General features: G+C 69.1%; 15 protein-coding genes. 11 read left to right on the forward strand and 4 right to left on the reverse strand.

Annotated features, from left to right (window positions below):
• The first annotated feature begins 98 nt into the window (after positions 1-98).
• From ftsZ to I2487_RS15710, 11 genes are all read left to right on the forward strand, one after another.
• The gene (ftsZ, locus tag I2487_RS05525; RefSeq protein WP_207170955.1) at positions 99-1,343 is read left to right on the forward strand and encodes a cell division protein FtsZ; all 1,245 of its coding nucleotides are present in this window, start codon (positions 99-101) and stop codon (positions 1,341-1,343) included.
• A complete protein-coding gene (locus tag I2487_RS05530) occupies positions 1,340-2,182 on the forward strand; it encodes a purine nucleoside phosphorylase YfiH/LACC1 family protein (RefSeq protein WP_345941339.1) in 843 nt (280 codons plus the stop codon). Before ftsZ ends, I2487_RS05530 begins: the two co-directional genes overlap by 4 nt.
• A gap of 9 nt (positions 2,183-2,191) precedes the next feature.
• A complete protein-coding gene (locus I2487_RS05535; RefSeq protein ID WP_207170956.1) occupies positions 2,192-3,091 on the forward strand; it encodes an alanine racemase in 900 nt (299 codons plus the stop codon).
• Positions 3,092-3,138: 47 nt separating this feature from the next.
• Positions 3,139-3,789, forward strand: a complete 651-nt coding sequence (locus tag I2487_RS05540; protein ID WP_207170957.1) for a cell division protein SepF — start codon at positions 3,139-3,141, stop codon at positions 3,787-3,789.
• A gap of 20 nt (positions 3,790-3,809) precedes the next feature.
• A complete protein-coding gene (locus I2487_RS05545; protein WP_207170958.1) occupies positions 3,810-4,097 on the forward strand; it encodes a YggT family protein in 288 nt (95 codons plus the stop codon).
• Positions 4,098-4,290: 193 nt separating this feature from the next.
• Positions 4,291-5,199 (forward strand): DivIVA domain-containing protein, encoded by a 909-nt coding sequence (locus I2487_RS05550; RefSeq protein WP_207170959.1) that lies wholly within the window; start codon positions 4,291-4,293, stop codon positions 5,197-5,199.
• 91 nt (positions 5,200-5,290) lie between these two features.
• Positions 5,291-5,926, forward strand: a complete 636-nt coding sequence (locus I2487_RS05555; protein WP_207170985.1) for a signal peptidase II — start codon at positions 5,291-5,293, stop codon at positions 5,924-5,926.
• On the forward strand, positions 5,923-6,873 hold the full coding sequence (locus I2487_RS05560) for an RluA family pseudouridine synthase (protein ID WP_207170960.1): 951 nt from the start codon (positions 5,923-5,925) through the stop codon (positions 6,871-6,873). Before I2487_RS05555 ends, I2487_RS05560 begins: the two co-directional genes overlap by 4 nt.
• Positions 6,874-6,875: 2 nt before the next feature.
• Positions 6,876-10,412: a DNA polymerase III subunit alpha gene (dnaE, locus tag I2487_RS05565; RefSeq protein WP_207170961.1), complete on the forward strand. Its 3,537-nt coding sequence runs from the start codon at positions 6,876-6,878 to the stop codon at positions 10,410-10,412.
• 106 nt (positions 10,413-10,518) lie between these two features.
• A complete protein-coding gene (gene nrdR, locus I2487_RS05570) occupies positions 10,519-11,022 on the forward strand; it encodes a transcriptional regulator NrdR (RefSeq protein WP_036474922.1) in 504 nt (167 codons plus the stop codon).
• Positions 11,023-11,396: 374 nt separating this feature from the next.
• Positions 11,397-14,480: a LuxR C-terminal-related transcriptional regulator gene (locus I2487_RS15710; RefSeq protein ID WP_207173015.1), complete on the forward strand. Its 3,084-nt coding sequence runs from the start codon at positions 11,397-11,399 to the stop codon at positions 14,478-14,480.
• A gap of 24 nt (positions 14,481-14,504) precedes the next feature.
• On the opposite strand, the gene rpe is transcribed toward I2487_RS15710, so the two are convergent.
• The 4 genes from rpe to def are packed head-to-tail and all read right to left on the reverse strand — an operon-like array spanning position 14,505 to position 18,661.
• Positions 14,505-15,158: a ribulose-phosphate 3-epimerase gene (gene rpe, locus I2487_RS05580; RefSeq protein ID WP_207170987.1), complete on the reverse strand. Its 654-nt coding sequence runs from the start codon at positions 15,156-15,158 to the stop codon at positions 14,505-14,507.
• Entirely contained in the window at positions 15,155-16,852 is a 1,698-nt protein-coding gene (locus I2487_RS05585; protein WP_207170988.1) for an RsmB/NOP family class I SAM-dependent RNA methyltransferase, read from the reverse strand. The genes rpe and I2487_RS05585 overlap by 4 nt, the downstream gene beginning before the upstream one ends.
• Entirely contained in the window at positions 16,849-18,051 is a 1,203-nt protein-coding gene (locus I2487_RS05590; RefSeq protein ID WP_207170989.1) for a methionyl-tRNA formyltransferase, read from the reverse strand. The genes I2487_RS05585 and I2487_RS05590 overlap by 4 nt, the downstream gene beginning before the upstream one ends.
• 16 nt (positions 18,052-18,067) lie before the next feature.
• On the reverse strand, positions 18,068-18,661 hold the full coding sequence (gene def / locus I2487_RS05595) for a peptide deformylase (RefSeq protein ID WP_207170990.1): 594 nt from the start codon (positions 18,659-18,661) through the stop codon (positions 18,068-18,070).
• Between the last annotated feature and the right edge of the window lie 13 nt (positions 18,662-18,674).

Genomic DNA, 18,674 nt, shown 5'->3' on the forward strand with positions numbered 1-18,674 from the left:
CCGAGACGGGTGAAGACAGTGAGGAGTCGCGTTGCGGCTTCGGAAGCGACGGGGGTCTCCGTGCATTTGAGACCAGAGACGAGCAAGGGACACACAACGTGGCATCACCGAACAACTACCTGGCCGTGATCAAGGTCGTCGGCATCGGTGGCGGCGGCGTCAACGCCGTCAACCGCATGATCGACGTCGGTCTCCGTGGCGTGGAATTCATCGCCATCAACACCGACGCACAGGCGCTGCTGATGAGCGACGCCGACGTCAAGCTCGACGTCGGCCGTGAGCTGACCCGTGGACTGGGCGCCGGTGCGAACCCCGAGGTCGGCCGACAGGCTGCCGAGGACCACTCCGAGGAGATCGAAGAGGTCATCCGCGGCGCGGACATGGTGTTCGTGACCGCAGGCGAAGGCGGCGGCACCGGAACCGGTGGCGCCCCCGTGGTCGCCCGGATCGCCCGGTCGCTCGGCGCGCTGACCATCGGCGTGGTCACCCGCCCGTTCACCTTCGAGGGCCGCCGGCGCGCCGGCTCGGCCGAAGAGGGCATCGAACAGCTCCGCGACGAGGTCGACACGCTCATCGTGATCCCCAACGATCGGCTGCTCTCGATCTCGGACAAGAACGTCTCGGTCCTGGACGCCTTCCGCTCCGCGGACCAGGTGCTGCTCTCCGGCGTGCAGGGCATCACCGACCTGATCACCACACCGGGCCTGATCAACCTCGACTTCGCCGACGTGAAGTCCGTCATGCAGGGTGCCGGTTCGGCCCTGATGGGCATCGGTTCGGCCAACGGCGAGGACCGGGCGGTCAAGGCCGCCGAGCTGGCCATCGCCTCGCCGCTGCTGGAAGCCTCCATCGACGGCGCCCACGGCGTGCTGCTCTCCATCCAGGGCGGCTCGGATCTCGGACTCTTCGAGATCAACGAGGCCGCTCGCCTGGTCCAGGAGGTCGCCCACCCGGAGGCCAACATCATCTTCGGCGCCGTCATCGACGACGCCCTCGGTGATGAGGCACGGGTCACCGTGATCGCCGCCGGCTTCGACCAGGTCGACGCCACCTCCCGGCCCGCGCAGCCGCTGCAGAACCAGGCGCCGGCACGCAGCGTCGGCTCCGCATCACCGGCCGCACGCACCGCTCCTCCTGTGCCAGGGACCGTGCCCGGCACGATTCCGATGGGCGCAGGCGCGGCACGCAACGCCGGGTCCCAGGACACGGCCCCGCAGCAGCGGTTCGAGCAGTCGCGGCGTCGTCACGAGAACGACGAGCAGCAGGACATCCCGGACATCGTCGAGTCGGACTACACCGGAGGCCGCAACGACGACCTCGATGTGCCTGACTTCCTGAAGTGATCCCGGCCCCCACCAGCATGGGGGCCGGCACGGCCGGATCCCCGTCACCGTTCTGGTGGCGGGGCCGGGCCGGGGACTCCGTGGAGCTGGGCTTCACCTCCGTGGAGGCCGGAAATCTGGCGGTCCACGCGGGCCCCCAGTCCCAGGTGCCCCAGGATCGTCGAAGGCTCGAGGCCGCCATGGGCGTGCCGAAGGGATCCCTGCGCTTCCTGAACCAGGTCCACTCGGCCGAGGTGCTCGACGCCGCGAGTTCCGCCCTTGAGCAGCCCGCCGGGCAGACCGAACTCGACCCGAGCGCGGTGCCCACCGGGGACGCCTGGGTCTGCGCCGATGGGTCGGTGCCGCTGACCATCATGGTCGCCGACTGCCTGCCGGTGCTCTTCTACGGGCAGCGCGCCGCCGAGGACCCTCAGCATCGGGTCCCGGTGACCGCGGCCGCCCACGCCGGGCGCCCAGGGCTGCTGGCAGGGATTCTGGAGAACACGGTGGCCGCGATGCAGGACCGCGGAGCCGTACGGATCACCGCCTGGATCGGTCCCGGCGCCTGCGGGGCGTGTTACGAGATTCCGGACCAGATGGTCGCCGAGATCTCGCCGGGCCGGCCCGCCATCGCCTCGACCACGAGCTGGGGCACCAGCGCGCTGAACCTGCGCGCCGAGGCCCAGGCCGTGCTCGCCCAGCGTGGCGTCACCGTCGAGGAGCTCGTCGGCTGCACCATCGAGGACGACTCGCTGTTCTCCCACCGCCGCGACCCCGATCGCGGACGCTTCGCCGGGGTGATCTGGAGGCCGCAGACCGCCTCCGCAGCGGCGCTCCCGACCGAGCCTGCGGCTCGATAGGCTGTCCCTGTGCAGACCAGTCCAGAACCAGCCGGCCCCGGGCCCGCTGGCCCCGAGCCTTCGAGCCCCGAGTCTTCGAGCCCCGAGTCCGGGAGCCCAGGGCCTGCCGCCCGGGACGCGCGCAGCCAGGAGCTCGCCGCGAACCTCGACGCGGTCCACGCCCGGATCGACCGGGCCATGGCCGCGGTCGGGCGCCAGGACCGGCCGGAGCTGATCGTGGTCACCAAGTTCTTTCCTGCCGCCGACGTGCTCCGGCTGTATCGGCTCGGCGTGCGCGACGTGGGGGAGAACCGGGACCAGGAGGCCGCCGCCAAGGCTGCGGAGGTCGCGCAGCTGCTTCTCGGAGACGCCGGCGCATCCACTGCCGTTGACTCTGCTGCGGGGGACTCTGTCGCGGCCACAGGCCGCGGTTCGGCCCCTGCCCAGGACGGGTTGCACTGGCACTTCATCGGCCAGCTGCAGTCCAATAAGGCCCGCTCTGTCATCGACTATGCCGATCATCTGCACTCCGTGGACCGGGCCTCCCTGCTCAAGGCGCTGGTCAAGGCCGCGCCGGCGCGGGACGGGCTGCCGCTGACCTGTCTCATCCAGGTGGATCTGCGTGACCCGGTGCCCACCGACGGCAGGGGAGGGGCCGACCCCGCGCAGATCCCCGAGCTGGCGGAGCGCATCGCCGAGGCCCCCGGGCTTCAGCTCGGCGGTCTCATGGCGGTGGCCCCGCTTCATCAGGACCCCGCCCCGGCCTTCCGCCGACTTGCGGAACTCTCCGCGCAGCTGCGTCTGGCCCACCCCGAGGCCCGGATGATCTCCGCCGGAATGAGCGGTGACCTGGAGGAAGCCGTGGCCCACGGTGCGACACACCTGCGAGTCGGTCGAGATGTCCTGGGTGAGCGTCCGCTTCAGCGATAGTCTCGAGACCGCGCAGTGACAATTCAAACTTCCCCAGGAGAACCCTCATGGCCGGTGCCTTCAAGAAGACCATGATCTACCTCGGCCTCGCCGACGGAGACGACTACAGCGAGGACAGCTTCTCCAAGGAGCCCTCCTCCACGACCCGCAACACCCAGGGCTCAGTCTCCGAGCCCAGCTCGGTGAGCCGCAGCTCCTCGACGACCGGTTCGATCCGCGAGACTCCGGCGCCGACCAGCGCCACCTCCTCCGCTCGCAGTAGCGAGGTCGTCTCCCTCGGGATCGATCACGCCGAGGACCCCTCACACACAGGCCAGTACAACAGCTCCAACTTGGCAGTGGCCCCGGACTATCGTGCTCCGGTCACCCCGATCAAGCGAGCTCCCTCATCCCGGGATGAAAGTTCACCGATGCGAAAAATCACCACCGTGCACCCGCGCTCCTACAACGACGCGAAGGTCATCGGCGAGTCCTTCCGAGACAACATCCCGGTGATCATGAACGTCACCGACATGGGCGAGGCTGAGGCCAAGCGACTGGTGGACTTCTCCGCCGGGCTGGTCTTCGGCATGGGCGGCTCCATCGAGCGGGTCACCAACAAGGTCTTCCTGTTGACCCCGAAGAACATCGAGGTGCTGGCTGAAGAGCGCGCCGCGGCGGAGACCCCGTCCTCGGCCCAGTTCTTCAACCAGAGCTGAACCAAGTACGCTTTGCAGCTGTGGACCTCTTAACCGCACCCCTGTACCTGCTGCTGACCATCTACCAGTTCGCGCTGGTGGTCCGCATCGTCTTCGACCTCACCCAGCAGTACGCCCGAAGCTGGCGTCCCAAGGGCCTGCCGCTGATGATCGCCGTCGGGGTCTACACCATCACCGACCCGCCGATCCGGTGGATCCAGCGCAAGGTCCCGCCGCTGAACCTGGGCGGCGTATCCCTGGACATGGGCTTCCTGCTGGTGTTCCTGGTCGTGGTGATCGCCAAGATGGTCCTGCGCGGATTCGCCTGACCCACGGCGCCTGACCCACGGCGCTTGAGGGCACCGGCACCGCGCCGCGCCGGGACCGTCGGCCGCCCTGGGGCTGCGTGAAACCCGCACTTGAAGGTTGACGTCGAGGGCACCGAATCGCCACGGGTATCCTGGACGTTGATCCGAAGACCAGCTTCTCAGCTTTCCCAGCCACTCGATGAGGTGACACCGCATGGCCCTGACCCCCGATGACCTCCTGAACAAGGAATTCCCCGAGACCAAGTTCCGTCCCGGTTACGACAAGGACGAGGTCGATGACTTCCTTGACGAGGTGGTCGTCGAATGGCGGCGCCTGGCTCAGGAGAACCAGGACCTCACCGCCAAGATCGCGGCCCTTGAGGAGCAGATCGAGGAGAACCCGGCGAACCTGGAGCCCGATGAGCTCAAGGACGCGGGTCTCTCCGGCTACGCCGGGACCACCTCGACGATGGCCGGCTCGCTGGAGTCGACCTCCGAGGATCACGAGCTCGGCTCCGATGCCTCGGCCACCGCCCATCCCGAATTTGCGCTGGGCACCCGTCCCGCGCAGGAGCGTCCCGCCGCCGAAGGCGCGGCCGCAAGCGACCAGGCCACCTCGGCCACCGGTGTGCTCGCGATGGCGCAGAAGCTGCATGACCAGTACGTCTCCGAGGGTGAGCAGACCCGCGCGGCCTACATCGCCGAGGGCGAGGCCAAGCGCACCGAGTACATCACCGAGGGTGAGCAGACCCGCGATGCCTACATCGCCGAGGGTGAGCAGACTCGGGACGCCTATGTCCTGGAGGGCGAGACCCGCCGCGACGAGCTGGTCAGCACCGCGGAGGCCACCCATGCCCAGCTCCTGGCCGAGGCCGAGCGTCGCCGCAACGAGATCGTCACCGAGGCCGAGACCCGCGCCGAGAACACGATCGAAGAGGCGGAGCTGACCTCCACCCGCACGCTGAACGCTCTGGAGCGCAAGAAGGCGGACCTGGAGTCCAAGGTCGGCGAGCTGACCAGCTTCGAGCGGGACTACCGGGCCCGACTCCGGGACTACATCGAAGGTCAGCTCGGCGAGCTCAACAGCCGCGGCTCGATCGAGAAGGAAGCCACCGTCAGCTGATCCCGCTGGCCGACGCCGAGGCGTCGGGAGGACGCCTGGCCTGTAGAATCCAACGGTGTCGAAACAGCTCTCAGCAGACCCTCAGCGGTCCATGCGAACCCCGTCCCGCCGAACTGCGCTCATCGTGGCAGCGGCCCTGGCGGTGTTCGCCTGGGCCGCTGATCAGTTGACGAAGATCTGGGTCGAATCCACCATGACCCTGGGGGAGCAGACCGAGGTGCTGCCGCCGGTGCTCTACTGGCGCTACCACCTGAACCCCGGGGCCGCGTTCTCGATGGGCACCGACTACACCTGGGTCTTCACCCTGATCATGATCGGGGTGCTCGGCTATGTGGCGTTCAAGAGCCGCGACCTCGGGGGCTCCTGGCTCTGGACCCTGGGCCTGGGCGGCCTCGCCGGCGGTGTCGCAGGGAACCTCACCGACCGGATCTTCCGTGCCCCGTCGCTGACCGAGGAGGGCTTCAACAGCTTCGGACAGGGCCACGTGGTGGACTTCATCGCGGTGCCGAACTTCGCGATCTTCAACATCGCAGACTCCTTCATCGTGTGCTCGATCATCGCCATCTGCACCATGATGATCTTCGGACTCAACCTCGACGGCACCCGGGAGCACGACACCGCGAAGCCCGACGCCGCGGAGCACGACACAGCGAAGCCCGACACGGCGAAGCCCGCGTCGAAGCGACCTGCCACCTCCACCCCCGACGCTGCGGAGACCGACGTATGACCCCTCACCAGATCGCGGTGCCCAGCGAGCTCGACGGCGGGCGGGCCGACGCCGTGCTGGCCACCCTCTTTGAGATCTCCCGAGGGGAGAGTGTCCAGTGGCTCCAGGAGGGGCTGGTCACCTGGGCGCAGGACCGCACCCAGGGCCGCTCCGCCGGGCAGAAGGTGAAGAAGTCAGACCGGCTTGCCGCCGGGACCGAGCTCGCCGTCGTCGTGCCCGAGAAGCTGGACCCCCTTGAGGTGAGGATCGAAGCCGTGGAAGACATGACCCTGCTGCACCAGGACACCGAGATCGTCGTGGTGGACAAGCCGGTGGGCGTCGCCGCGCATCCCTCGCCCGGCTGGACCGGACCCACCGTGATCGGGGGACTGCTTGCCGCCGGGGTGGAGATCTCCACCTCCGGGGCACAGGAGCGCCGCGGGATCGTGCACCGCCTCGACGTGGGCACCTCCGGAGTGATGGTGGTGGCCAAGACCGAGAATGCCTATTCGGTGCTCAAGGACGCGTTCCGGGAGCGCACCACGCATAAGAGCTATCACGCCCTGATCCAGGGGCTGCCCGATCCGGTGGACGGCACCATCGACGCCCCGATCGGCCGGCACCCCGGACACGACTGGCGCTTCGCGGTGCTCGACGGCGGCCGCGACTCGCGCACCCACTATCGGCTGAAGCAGGCCTATGGCCGGGCCAGCCTGATGGACGTCACCCTGGAGACCGGACGAACCCACCAGATCCGAGTCCACTTCTCCGCACTGGGTCACCCCTGCGCGGGGGACCTCACCTATGGAGCCGATCCGCAGCTGGCCGCCGACCTCGGCCTCACCCGGCAGTGGCTGCACGCGGTGGAGCTGGGCTTCCACCATCCCGGCAGCGGCGACTGGGTGAGCTACCGCACCGACTACCCCGCGGACCTGGCCCAGGCCCTCGAGATCCTGGAGAACGGCTGAGCATGGCGACCACCGGCGATTTCGTCCACCTGCACAACCACACCGAGTACTCGATGCTCGACGGCGCCGCGAAGATCGGCGAGCTCTTCGAGCAGACCCAGAAGCTCGGCATGCCCGCCGTGGCCACCACCGACCACGGCTTCCTCTTCGGCGCCTACGAGTTCTGGAAGACCGCCCAGAACTACGACGTGAAGCCGATCATCGGGCTCGAGGCCTACCTGTCTCCCGGCACGCACCGCTCCGACCGCACCCGAGTGAAGTGGGGCGACGGCGTCATCGGGGAGAAGGACGTCTCCGGCGGCGGCGCCTACACGCATATGACCATGTGGGCGGAGAACACCACCGGGATGCACAACCTGTTCCGGATGGGCTCGCTGGCCTCGCTGGAGGGCTACTTCTACAAGCCGCGCATGGACCGGGAGCTGCTGCAGACCTACGGCAAGGGCATCATCGCCACCACCGGCTGCCCCTCCGGAGAGATCCAGACCCGGCTGCACCTGGGCCAGTACGAGGAGGCGAAGAAGGCCGCAGGGGAGTACCAGGACCTCTTCGGGAGGGAGAACTTCTACTGCGAGCTGATGGACCACGGCCTCGACATCGAGCGCAAGGTCAAGGCGGACCTGATCAAGCTCGCCCGCGAGCTGAACATGCCGATGGTCGCCACGAACGACCTGCACTACACCCACCAGCATGACCACAAGGCCCACGGGGCGCTGCTGTGCGTGCAGTCGAACTCCACCCTCGATGATCCGAACCGGTTCAAGTTCGGCTCCGAGGAGTTCTACCTGAAGTCCGCCGCAGAGATGCGCGACCTCTTCCGCGACTTCCCCGACGCCTGCGACAACACGCTGGCCATCGCCGAGCGCTGCCAGGTCGAGTTCAACGAGTCCGCCTCCTATATGCCCCGATTCCCGGTGCCCGACGGCGAGTCCGAGGAATCCTGGTTCATCCAGGAGGTGGAGAAGGGGCTGCACTACCGGTTCCCAAACGGCATCCCGGACGAGGTCCGCAAGCAGGCCGAGTACGAGATCGGCGTCATCACCCAGATGGGCTTCCCCGGCTACTTCCTGGTCGTGGCCGACTTCATCACCTGGGCCAAGGAGCAGGGCATCCGAGTGGGACCCGGCCGCGGCTCCGGTCCCGGCTCGATGGTCGCCTTCGCGATGCGCATCACCGACCTCAACCCGCTGCAGCACGGGCTGATCTTCGAGCGCTTCCTGAACCCGGACCGCGTCTCCATGCCCGACTTCGACGTCGACTTCGATGATCGGCGCCGCTCCGAGGTCATCCAGTACGTGGTCAACAAGTATGGCGACGAGCGCGTGGCCATGATCGTCACCTACGGCACGATCAAGTCCAAGCAGGCGCTGAAGGACTCCGCCCGGGTCATGGGTGAGCCCTTCGCCATCGGCGACCAGCTGAGCAAGAAGATGCCGCCCGACGCCATGGGCAAGCCGATGCCGCTGGGTGACATCTACGACCCCAAGTCCTCGCGGTACTCCGAGGCCGCTGAGATGCGCGAGTACGTCGATGCGGACCCGCGGATGACCGAGATCTTCAACCTGGCCTCGGGCCTGGAGGGGCTCAAGCGGCAGTGGGGCGTGCACGCGGCGGGCGTGATCATGTCCAGCGACCCGCTGATCGACATCATCCCGATCATGAAGCGCGAGCAGGATGGCGCGATCATCACGCAGTTCGACTACCCGATCTGCGAAAACCTGGGTCTGATCAAGATGGACTTCCTGGGTCTGCGCAACCTCACGATCATCTCCGACTGCCTGGAGAACATCGCGCTCAACAAGGGGATCACGATCGACCTCGAGAACCTCGAGCTCACCGACCGGGCCGCCTACGACCTGCTGGCCCGCGGCGACACGCTCGGGGTCTTCCAGCTCGACGGCGGCGGCATGCGCTCCCTGCTGCGCCTGATGCGCCCGGACAACTTCGAAGACATCTCCGCCGCCCTGGCGCTCTACCGTCCGGGGCCCATGGGCGCGAACTCGCACACCAACTACGCGCTGCGCAAGAACGGGCACCAGGAGGTCAGCCCGATCCACCCGGAGCTGGAGGAGCCGCTGAGCGAGATCCTGGGCACCACCCACGGGCTGATCGTGTATCAGGAGCAGGTCATGGCCATCGCGCAGAAGGTCGCCGGCTACTCCCTGGGCCAGGCCGACATCCTGCGCCGCGCCATGGGCAAGAAGAAGAAGTCCGAGCTGGACAAGCAGTACGTGAACTTCTCCGGCGGCATGGAGGCTCACGGATACTCCGCCGCTGCGATCAAGGCCCTGTGGGATGTCCTGCTGCCGTTCTCCGACTACGCCTTCAACAAGGCCCACACCGCCGCCTACGGGCTGATCGCGTATTGGACCGCCTACCTCAAGGCGAACTACCAGGCCGAATACCTTGCCGCCCTGCTCACCTCGGTGGGGGAGAACCGCGACAAGCTCGCGCTCTACCTCTCCGAGTGCCGCCGGATGGGGGTCACCGTGACCTCCCCGAGCATCAACGAGTCCGCGCTGACCTTCACCCCGGTCGGCGACGACACCATCCGCTTCGGCATGGGCGCGGTGCGCAACGTCGGCTCCAACGTGGTCGCCGGCATGGTCTCGGCACGCGAGGAGAAGGGCCGCTATGAGACCTTCGCGGACTTCCTCAAGAAGGTCCCGATGCAGGTCTGCAATAAACGCACCATCGAATCGCTGATCAAGGCGGGCGGGTTCGACGAGCTCGGGCACACCCGGCGGGCGCTGGTGACCATCCACGAACAGGCCATCGACCAGGCGATCTCGGAGAAGAAGGGCTCCCAGGCCTATGAGACCGACCTCTTCGGCAGCGCCGACATGGAGCTCGGCGACTCGCTCTCGGTCAGCGTCCCGGACCTGCCCGAGTGGGAGAAGATGGACAAGCTCTCCTTCGAGCGCGAGATGCTCGGCCTCTACGTCTCCGACCACCCGCTCCAAGGCCTGGAGCGGATCCTGGCGCACCACGCGGATCGCTCGATCTCCTCGGTGATGGGCGAGGACGGCCCGGCCGACGGCGCCGGGATCACCATCGCCGGCATGATCACCTCGCTGCAGCGCCGAGTGGCGAAGTCCTCCGGGAACCCCTACGCGCGGGCCGAGATCGAAGACATGGCCGGGACCATCGAGGTGATGTTCTTCGGCAAGACCTATCAGGCGGTCTCGATGATCCTGGCCGAGGACCTGGTGGTCTCGGTGAAGGGCCAGATCGATCGGCGCGAGGACGGCAGCGTCACGCTCAAGGCCATGGACGTGACCGTCCCGGAGATCAACGAGGACGGCAACGCCGGCCCCGTGGTCGTCTCGGTCTCCGCCCAGCGAGCCTCGGAACACCTGGTGCTGGAGCTGGGACGGGCCCTGCGGGCGCACCGGGGAAACTCCGACGTGCATGTGCGGCTGCTCTCCGGAGACAAGATCGAACTGCTTCGGCTGGGCCACGAGTACCAGGTCAGCCCCTCGCCGGCGCTCTTCGGAGATCTCAAGGTGCTGCTCGGCCCCGGCTGCCTGGAGCTCTGAGTTCGGGGCCATACCTGGTCCACGCTCCACGCCGAAAGCCCGGGAGTCACAACATCTTGTGGTTCAAGATTTGAAGCGCACTATATGTGGTGGGTAGACTTGAAGCATGTACTGCCCCTACTGCCGCCATGACTCCTCGCGGGTCGTCGACTCCCGCATGCTCGACGACGGCTCCGGGATCCGCCGACGTCGGCAGTGTCCGCAGTGCTCCAAGCGGTTCACCACGATGGAGACCACAAGCCTGAACGTGATCAAACGCTCCGGCGCCGCCGAGCCCTTCGACCGGTCCAAGGTGATCAACGGGGTCCGCAAGGCCTGTCAGGGAAGGCCGGTCTCCAACGACGACCTCGCCGTGCTGGCCCAGGAGGTCGAGGAGAACATCCGCGCAGCCGGCAACGCCGAGGTTGACGCCAACGACGTCGGGCTTGCCATCCTCGGACCGCTGCGTCGCCTGGACGTGGTCGCCTATATGCGCTTCGCCTCGGTGTATCGCGGCTTCGACTCGCTGCAGGACTTCGAGAACGCGATCGCGGAGCTGCGCCGGGAGGAGCTCCACGGACCTTCAAGTTCAGGTGCAACCGTGGTGCAGCCCAGATTCGGATTCCGCTAGACTGAGGGCTGTACCGGTGGTGCTCTCTTCTGGGGAAGGTTGAGAGCGCCACCGGTCTTCTCGTCTGCAGGGCTGGTTCAGCCCGCGCCGGTCCGTGAGGGCCGTGCGGTGCAAGACGCACGGCCCTCACGGAGGGGCTCCCCTCGCGGGAGAGCTCAGGCAACGGCCCCGGACGCACTGATGGTCCGGAGAGAACCCCCTGAACTTTCTCTCCGGACCACCTGTGCCTCCGAGGAGGCCCTTCCATTACACGCTCCCTGCGAGACCGCACCGCGCAGATGTCATAAAACCACGTAGTCTGACCTGGGAAACCCAGTAGAAGATACGGGCCGGTAGAGTTCCGAGAATCTGGTCCAGCAGCTAAGGAGCTCACGGTGCACCCCAGTGACCCTTTCGTGGGCAGACGCGAGGAGATCGAACTGATCCGCCGGGCGGCTGATCGCGCGCAGATGGGCAAGGCGCAGTTCGTGGTCATCGAGGGCTTCACCGGCTCCGGGAAGACCCGTCTGGTGCACCAGGCGATGGAGCCCTATTCGGAGTGGAACGAGCGCACGATCCTGCTGGATGAATCCTTCAGCCACCGCGCGAAATCGGGGATCCGGCATCTCCTGGGCACCGGCTTCACCGGGCCCACCGAGTTGGAGGACCTCCTGTCCAGCGGCTTCGACGCCGCGCAGAACCTGCAGCGGCCCTACCTGGTGAGCGTGAAGAACCTTCATCTCATCGACGAGGTCTCCGCCGAGGCGCTCTGGCGCGGACTGAGCATCTTCCAGAACGGACCGGTGCTGGTGGTGCTCAGCACCCAGGGTTCGGTGCGACCTGAGGTGCAGCGGCTCATCAGGCTCGCTCAGGCCAGTCCGCGCGGGACCTACATCAGCCTGCAGCCGCTGCCGCTGCGAGAGGTCGGTGAGCTGCTCGAGGCCTACGCCGAGCTGCCGATCGCCACCTCGGTGGCGGCCCAGGTGCTGCGTGAGACCGACGGCTACCCGGGCCTGGTGGAGCAGGTGGGGCGCTGGCTCCGGCGGGTCCCCGCCGGCACCCGCAGCATCGACCAGGCGCTGGCCGCCACGGTGCGGTCCTCGGACTACAGCGGGATGCACCGCGACGTGGTGACCCAGATGAGCGGGCTCAGCGAGGTCGACCGTCGCGCCGTCGCACTGCTGGCCGCCGCCGACACCTCGTTGAGTCGTCCGCAGCTTGAATCCGCGCTGGGGGCAGCCGTGGACCCGGCCGCACTGTTGGGCACCGCGCTGCTCAGCTGGGAGGAGCTCACGGGCCGCTACGCGGTGCCGCGCCGTTCGCTGAGCCGAGCCGTGCTCAGCGGCACCACAGAGGTCGAGCAGGCCCAGCTGCTGCTGGCTCTGGCCGGAGTGCTGGAGGGGGAGGAGTCGGTGCGTCATCGCGCCGAGGCCCTGCGACGGGACCCGTCGCTGGGGGGCCGGGAAGAGGTCATCGATGCGCTGCACGGCTACGCCCGGCAGGCCGCCAGGCGCCAGGACTTCCATGAGGCCTTCGATCACGTCATGGCCGCCGTCTCGATGGCCCTCGAGGACGTGGAGTCCCTGGACCTGCTCGCCGGGCTGGCCGTGCGGACCAACCGGGTCTCGGCCCTGCTGGCGCTGGAACCCGTGATGCGCGCGATGCCCGAGTCGACCTGCCGCTCCGGGATCCTGGCGCTGATCATGTTGGAACATTCCGATGTCGACGCCGCACTTCAGGAGCTCGAATCGGTCACCGCGTCTCCGGACCGGGGACTGCCGGTCTACGCCGAGGCCGTCATCGAGGTCAATGCCCGGCTCTACGCTGCCGCGCGCCGCCAACGGGTCGCCGCGCTGGCAACACGGGTCTCCACGGCGCTCGGCGAGATCCTGAGTCGAACCGATGGCCTGGACCTGGTCGGGGACATCTGGGACCTGGGCCAGCTGCAGGGCATGGAGGCGCTGAACCAGCTCTGGATGGGGCTCTCGGCGGAGGATCCCGCGGACGCCGCCGCGATGATCGACCACGTCTCGGCGGCGCTGGGGCAGCTGCGCGGCCGGGCCGGCGTCGAGCGTTTCGAAGGGGCGATGCACGCGGTGCGCGGCGGGCTGCACCGGCAGGTCGGCCGGATGGACCGCGCGTATCGGGACCTCAGCGTCGCCGCCGCGCAGGACGGCACCAGCAGCTACGTGATGTATGCCCGGTCCCAGCTGGCGCTGCTGCTGTTCAGCTCGGCGTACTGGGAGGAGGCGCAGCAGATGGCCGATCGCGCGGCCGGGGAGGGCCTGGCGCGCGGCGAGAACGCCGTCTCCCATGTGGCCTGCGCCGTCTCGGCCGTGGTCCCCGCCGCACGCGGGGAGATCGAGAAGGTCCGGCAGCGGCTGAACGTGCTCCATGAGAGCCAGTTTGCGAAGGGGCCGCTGGCCACCGGCACCATCGACTGGGTGGAGGCCTCCCTGGCGGCCTCTCAGGGCGATTTCCGCGGAGTCGCACGGAACCTGTTGAGCATGCGCAACGACGGCACCGCATGGTGGGCGATGGAGCCGCAGGCGGTGAGCATGCTGGCCCGGGCGCTGCACGTGAGCGGGTGGTCCGCGATGCTGCCCGCCCTGCTGCGCAGCGCCGAGGGTGAGTCGGGCATCGTGGACTTCCAACACCATCTGACCACCCCGTTCCTGCGGGCCTTTGAACGGTGGGGCGCGGGCGCCCCGGTGGAGGCGATGAACAGCTTCCTGGAGGTCCTGCGCGGCTACGACGCGGCGGAGGCCATCCGACCCACCCAGCCTCCCGGGGAGGGTGGCGGTTTCAGGATCTTCCGGGCCATGCTCAGCATCGACATCGCGACCCTGACCACGGCCTACCCGCAGGAGCTGACCCGGCATCGGGCCACGGCCCTGGAACTGGCCGTGTGGGCGGCCTCGGTGCTGCAGTCCTGCGGCGCGGAGGCGCAGCTGGAGCGTGCCAATCAGCTGATGGAGACGCTGCGTCCGCGGCTCCTCGCCGAGCCGCCGCGCAGCTCCGGAGCCGCCGCAGCCGGCGGCCCAGGACCCGCTGCGGCGGGATCCGGGCACACCAGGTCGCAGGGGCCACCGACACCGGATCCTGCCGGCAGGTCCGGCCTCGCAGGGTCAGCGGCGGCCTCGGCCTGGCCTGCCACGACGGCCTCGGGTGGGGGAGCGTCCGGCGCCGTGCCCCCGGTCGGGCCGCGGGGCGCCGAGGCCCGGCGAGTCGCGCGGGCCGCCGCAGGTCCGGTGGCGCCCTCGGAGCCGGCGCTGAGCCTGCGCGCCGAACAGGCGCTGCACGGTCTCTCCCGACGCGAGCGGCAGGTCTCGCTGCTGGCCTCGGAGGGCCTGACGAACCGCGAGATCGCGGGGCAGCTGGTGCTCTCGGTGCGCACGGTCGAATACCACGTCGCCAATGCGATGACGAAGCTGGAGATCCACTCGCGTCGCGAGCTCCGAGGAATCATCGGCAGCTGAGCTCGCGGGCCGTCACCCGCCGGGTCAGCTGGCGAGTCGGCGCAGCTGCGCGATCGCGGCGGCGGCATCCTCGGCCGAGTAGACCGCTGAACCGGCGACGAAGGTGTCCGCGCCCGCCTCCGCGGCGCGCTGGATCGTCTCGGTGCTGATGCCGCCGTCGACCTGCAGCGCCACGGTCCCACCCAGGTCGTCCACGGCCTGGCGGGCGCGCCGGATCTTCGGCAGGATCAGGTCCAGGAAGCTCTGGCCGCCGAAGCCTGGTTCCACCGTCATCAGCAGCAGCATGTCGAGCTCCCCGAGCATGTCCAGATACGGTTCGATCCCGGTGGCCGGCTTCAGCGCCATCGCCGAACGGGAGCCTTGGGAGCGCAGCTCGCGGGCGAGCCGGATCGGTGCCTGCGCCGCCTCCGCGTGGAAGGTCACCGACTCGCAGCCGAGCTCGGCGTACTGCGGCGCCCAGGTGTCTGGGTCCTCGATCATCAGATGGATGTCCATGGGCAGCCCGGTGGCTGCGCGCAGCGATTTCACCACCGGCAGACCGATGGTCAGGTTCGGCACGAAATGGTTGTCCATGACGTCCACATGCACCGCATCGGCGGAATCGATCCGGGACAGTTCGCTGGCAAGGTTCGCGAAGTCGGCGTTGAGGATGCTGGGGTGGATGCGCGGGCTGATCACAGGCCGATCCTACCCGCGGGAGGTTCCGCGACGGCGTCGGACTCGGCCGAGACCGATTCATGCTTCGCCCCCACCGGGCGCTGGAGCAGGGCGAAGAACATCGCGTCGGTGCCGTGGACATGCGGCCAGAGCTGCACGCAGCGCGCGGCGGTCTCGCTGACAGCACTTCTCGGCGCATCGCCCAGCAGCTGCGCGCCCGCGTCCTGGGCGGCCGCGCGCATCGGTTCGTAGGCATCACGCAGCTCCAGCTCCGGGTGGCGGCGCAGCAGGTCATCGACCTGGATCACGGTCTCGGCCATATGTGGGGAGCAGGTGACGTAGGCCAGCAGCCCTCCCGGGGCCAGGGCCTCGACGGCGGCGTCGAGCAGCTCCTGCTGAAGCGCGGTCAGACCGGAGAGGTCTCCGGGGGTGCGCCGCCAGCGGGCCTCGGGTCGGCGCCGCAGCGCGCCGAGGCCGGTGCATGGGGCATCGACCAGGATTCGCTGGAAGCCGGTGCCGGCCGGTTCCGCGGCGATGGTGCGGCCATCGCCGGTGCGCACGGTCCAGGCCTGGTGCTCCACGGGCTCCAGAGCCTGGGTCACCAGCTTGGCACGGTGTGCCGCAGGCTCGTTGGCGAGCACCGTGGCACCGCGCTGGGCGGCCAGGGCGGCCAGCAGCGCGGCCTTGCCGCCCGGTCCGGCGCACAGGTCGAGCCAGCGCTCTGCGGCCTCGCCCTGATCGGGGAGCTCCGCAGCGGCCAGCGCCCGGGTGACCCACTGGGAGCCGATGTCCTGGACCCGCAGCTGACCCTCGCGGGTGCCGGGCAGACGGGCGATGTCGCCGCCGCGGAAGATCGCGGCTCCGGTCAGCGCGCTGGAGGCCACGGCACCGGCCTCCTGGGCGCTGCGCAGCCGGGCGCCCTCGACCGGGCTGGTCCCGGGAAGCTCCACCAGGTGGACCTCGGGGGCGGCGTTGTCGGCGCGCAGCAGCGCCTCCAGCTCGTCGCCGCGGCCATGCAGGCGCAGTGACTGGCGCAGCGCGCGCACCACCCAGGCGGGATGGGCATGGGTCAGCGCGAGCGCGTCGTCCGCGCTGAGCTTCCGATCGCGGGCGAGCTGCTCGGTCCACTCGGTCAGGGTCTTGGCGCTGACCTTGCGCAGCACGGCATTGACCAGTCCGCTGGGGCCGGCCCCGATCTCGGCGCGCACCAGGGCCACGGTCTCGTCCACTGCGGCGTGGGTCTCCACCCGCATGTTCAACAGCTGGTGAGCTCCCAGGCGCAGCGCGTCGAGGACCGGGGCGTCGAGCTCGCCCAGCGGACGATCCACGCAGGCGGCGAGGATCGCGTCATAGGTGCCGGTGCCGCGCAGGGTGCCGTAGGTGAGCTCGGTGGCGAAGCCGGCGTCGCGCTTGTCCAGGCGTTTCCGGCTGATCTCGGCCGGCAGGGTCAGGTTGGCGTAGGCGTCGTCGCGGCTGACCGCGCGCAGCACGGTGAACGCGGTGAGCCGTGCCGGGTCCGCACGACGTTTGCGCTGCGCCGGAGCGGCGGCGCTGAAGCTGCGTGTCGAGGCATTGCTGCCCGACTTCCCCTGACCTGGCTGGCCCTGACCCTGCTGGCCCGGACCTGCGGTGCTCTTTCCGCCCCGGTTGCGTTCCCGGCCCTTCTCGTTGCGGCGGCTGGGCGGCTGGCTGGCGTCTCGGGCGCTGGGGCTCATCGGGTGCGGTCTTCCATCGGGGTCGGGGGAGTGCTGGGGGTGCCGGGTGCGGCGGCGGGGGCGGCGGCCTCGGTCGGTGCGGGATGGGCCCGGGTCGATTCGTGAGGGACCTGCTCAGGTCGTTGATGCTCCGGGCCGCCCAGGAGCACGGTCTCCTGCAGGCCGCGGTACCAGTCGGCGGCGTTGAGCATCTGCTTGCCGGAGGGCTGCACGCTGGTGAGCACCACATCGGCGCCGTCGCCGGCGCGGAACCCGATCAATGGTCCGGCACCGGGGTGCTCGGGGTCGAGCTGGCGCACCGCTCCGACCTCGACGCGCGTCTCGGGGAGGGCCGGATCGCTGGCCCGGAGCTGGTCCGAGGTCGAGTCGGCCGGCGGCTCGGGGCGGTAGAGCCGTGCGACGCCGAGCTTGATCCGCTGGTCCCCGCTCAGCGTCCAGGCGCCGGGCTCCGGGATGGTCGCGTTGATCCGGTGGACCAGCTCCGCGGCCGGATGGCGGGGATCGATGAAGGCGTCCTCGGAGGTGAGCTTCGGCGCGTAGCTGGGGTCCCCCACCTGCTCCTGAGCGGTGGAGCGACCGGCGAGCAGGTCCGGGAGCAGCACCACGAGCAGGGAGGCCCCCAGCGCCGTGAGCTCCTCCAGGACCGTGCCGGCGGAGCTGGCCTCGGCGATCTGGTAGCTGCAGGTGCCATGGATCGGCCCGGTGTCCATCCCGCGTTCGAGCTGGAACACCGTGGCGGCGGTCTCGGTCGCTCCGGCGAGCATCGTGTGTGGCACCGGCGCGGCGCCGCGGTGCAGCGGCAGCTGGGAGTAGTGCAGGTTCACCCAGCCGCGGGCGGGGGCTTCAAGTGCGGGCGTCGGCAGAAGCGCACCGTAGGCGACGACGACGCCGAGTGTGGCCTCGAGGCCGGTGAGCTCGGCGGTGACCTCGGCGTCGACCCGGTCGGCCTTGATGACTGGAATGCCGGCCTCCTCGGCGACCTGCGCCACCGGGGAGGGGGTCAGCTTGCGCCGTCGTCCCACCGGCGCATCGGGCCGGGTGAGCACTGCGGCCACCTCGGCGCCGGAGCCCAGCAGCGTCCGCAGCGCGGTGGCGGCGATCTCCGGGGTGCCGGCGAAGATGATCCGTCCCGGGCCGGGACCGGTGCCGCGCGTCTCGGCTCGCGCCGCGGCCAGCGTGTCTTCGGTGAACTGCTGCATAGTCTGGATCGGCCTTTCAGGAGGCGAAGAAGCTGCTGTGGCTGGTTCTGCGGGAGCCGAGGGTCTGATCGATGGCCTGGGCATAGTCTCGGGAGCGCAGCGCGCGTGCCGCGGCGGCCTTGTCCTCGCCGGTGAGCCGGTCCACGAAGAGCCGGCCGTCGAGATGGTCCACCTCATGCTGGAAACACGCCGCGAGCAGTCCGGTGGCCTCGAGTCGGAGCGGCGCGCCATCGGCTCCGGTGCCGGTGAGCAGCACCTCTTGGTGGCGCAGCACCGGGGCGTAGATCTCGGCCACCGAGAGGCATCCCTCGCGGAGCAGGTTCTCACCCTCTGCCGCACCGCTTTCCGGCTCGCGCGCGGTGAGCCTGCGCTCACCGAGCAGGGTCAGCTCGGGGTTGATCACCGCACCCCGGTCTCCCGCCACATCAAAGGTGAAGATCCTGCGGCTCACCCCGATCTGCGGAGCCGCCAGACCGATGCCGGAGACCGCGTCCATGGTCTCGAACATGTCGGCGATCAGCTCCTGCGTGCGGAGGTCCAGGTCCGTCACGGGTGCCGCCGGGGTGCGCAGCACGGGATCGCCGATCATGCGGATGCTCAGGACAGTCATGGGAGACATTCTG

Origin of the sequence: Nesterenkonia sp. E16_10 (assembly GCF_017347085.1) — a bacterium.
In the GTDB taxonomy this organism is placed as follows: domain Bacteria; phylum Actinomycetota; class Actinomycetes; order Actinomycetales; family Micrococcaceae; genus Nesterenkonia.

What these genes read in the sequence shown, in the direction of transcription:
- I2487_RS05540 (WP_207170957.1), top strand. Translation starts at nt 3,139, where the DNA reads ATGGCCGGTGCCTTCAAGAAGACCATGATCTACCTCGGCCTCGCCGAC.
- def (WP_207170990.1), bottom strand. Translation starts at nt 18,661, where the DNA reads ATGACTGTCCTGAGCATCCGCATGATCGGCGATCCCGTGCTGCGCACC.
- nrdR (WP_036474922.1), top strand. Translation starts at nt 10,519, where the DNA reads ATGTACTGCCCCTACTGCCGCCATGACTCCTCGCGGGTCGTCGACTCC.
- dnaE (WP_207170961.1), top strand. Translation starts at nt 6,876, where the DNA reads ATGGCGACCACCGGCGATTTCGTCCACCTGCACAACCACACCGAGTAC.
- I2487_RS05560 (WP_207170960.1), top strand. Translation starts at nt 5,923, where the DNA reads ATGACCCCTCACCAGATCGCGGTGCCCAGCGAGCTCGACGGCGGGCGG.
- I2487_RS05590 (WP_207170989.1), bottom strand. Translation starts at nt 18,051, where the DNA reads ATGCAGCAGTTCACCGAAGACACGCTGGCCGCGGCGCGAGCCGAGACG.
- I2487_RS05550 (WP_207170959.1), top strand. Translation starts at nt 4,291, where the DNA reads ATGGCCCTGACCCCCGATGACCTCCTGAACAAGGAATTCCCCGAGACC.
- I2487_RS05555 (WP_207170985.1), top strand. Translation starts at nt 5,291, where the DNA reads ATGCGAACCCCGTCCCGCCGAACTGCGCTCATCGTGGCAGCGGCCCTG.
- I2487_RS05585 (WP_207170988.1), bottom strand. Translation starts at nt 16,852, where the DNA reads ATGAGCCCCAGCGCCCGAGACGCCAGCCAGCCGCCCAGCCGCCGCAAC.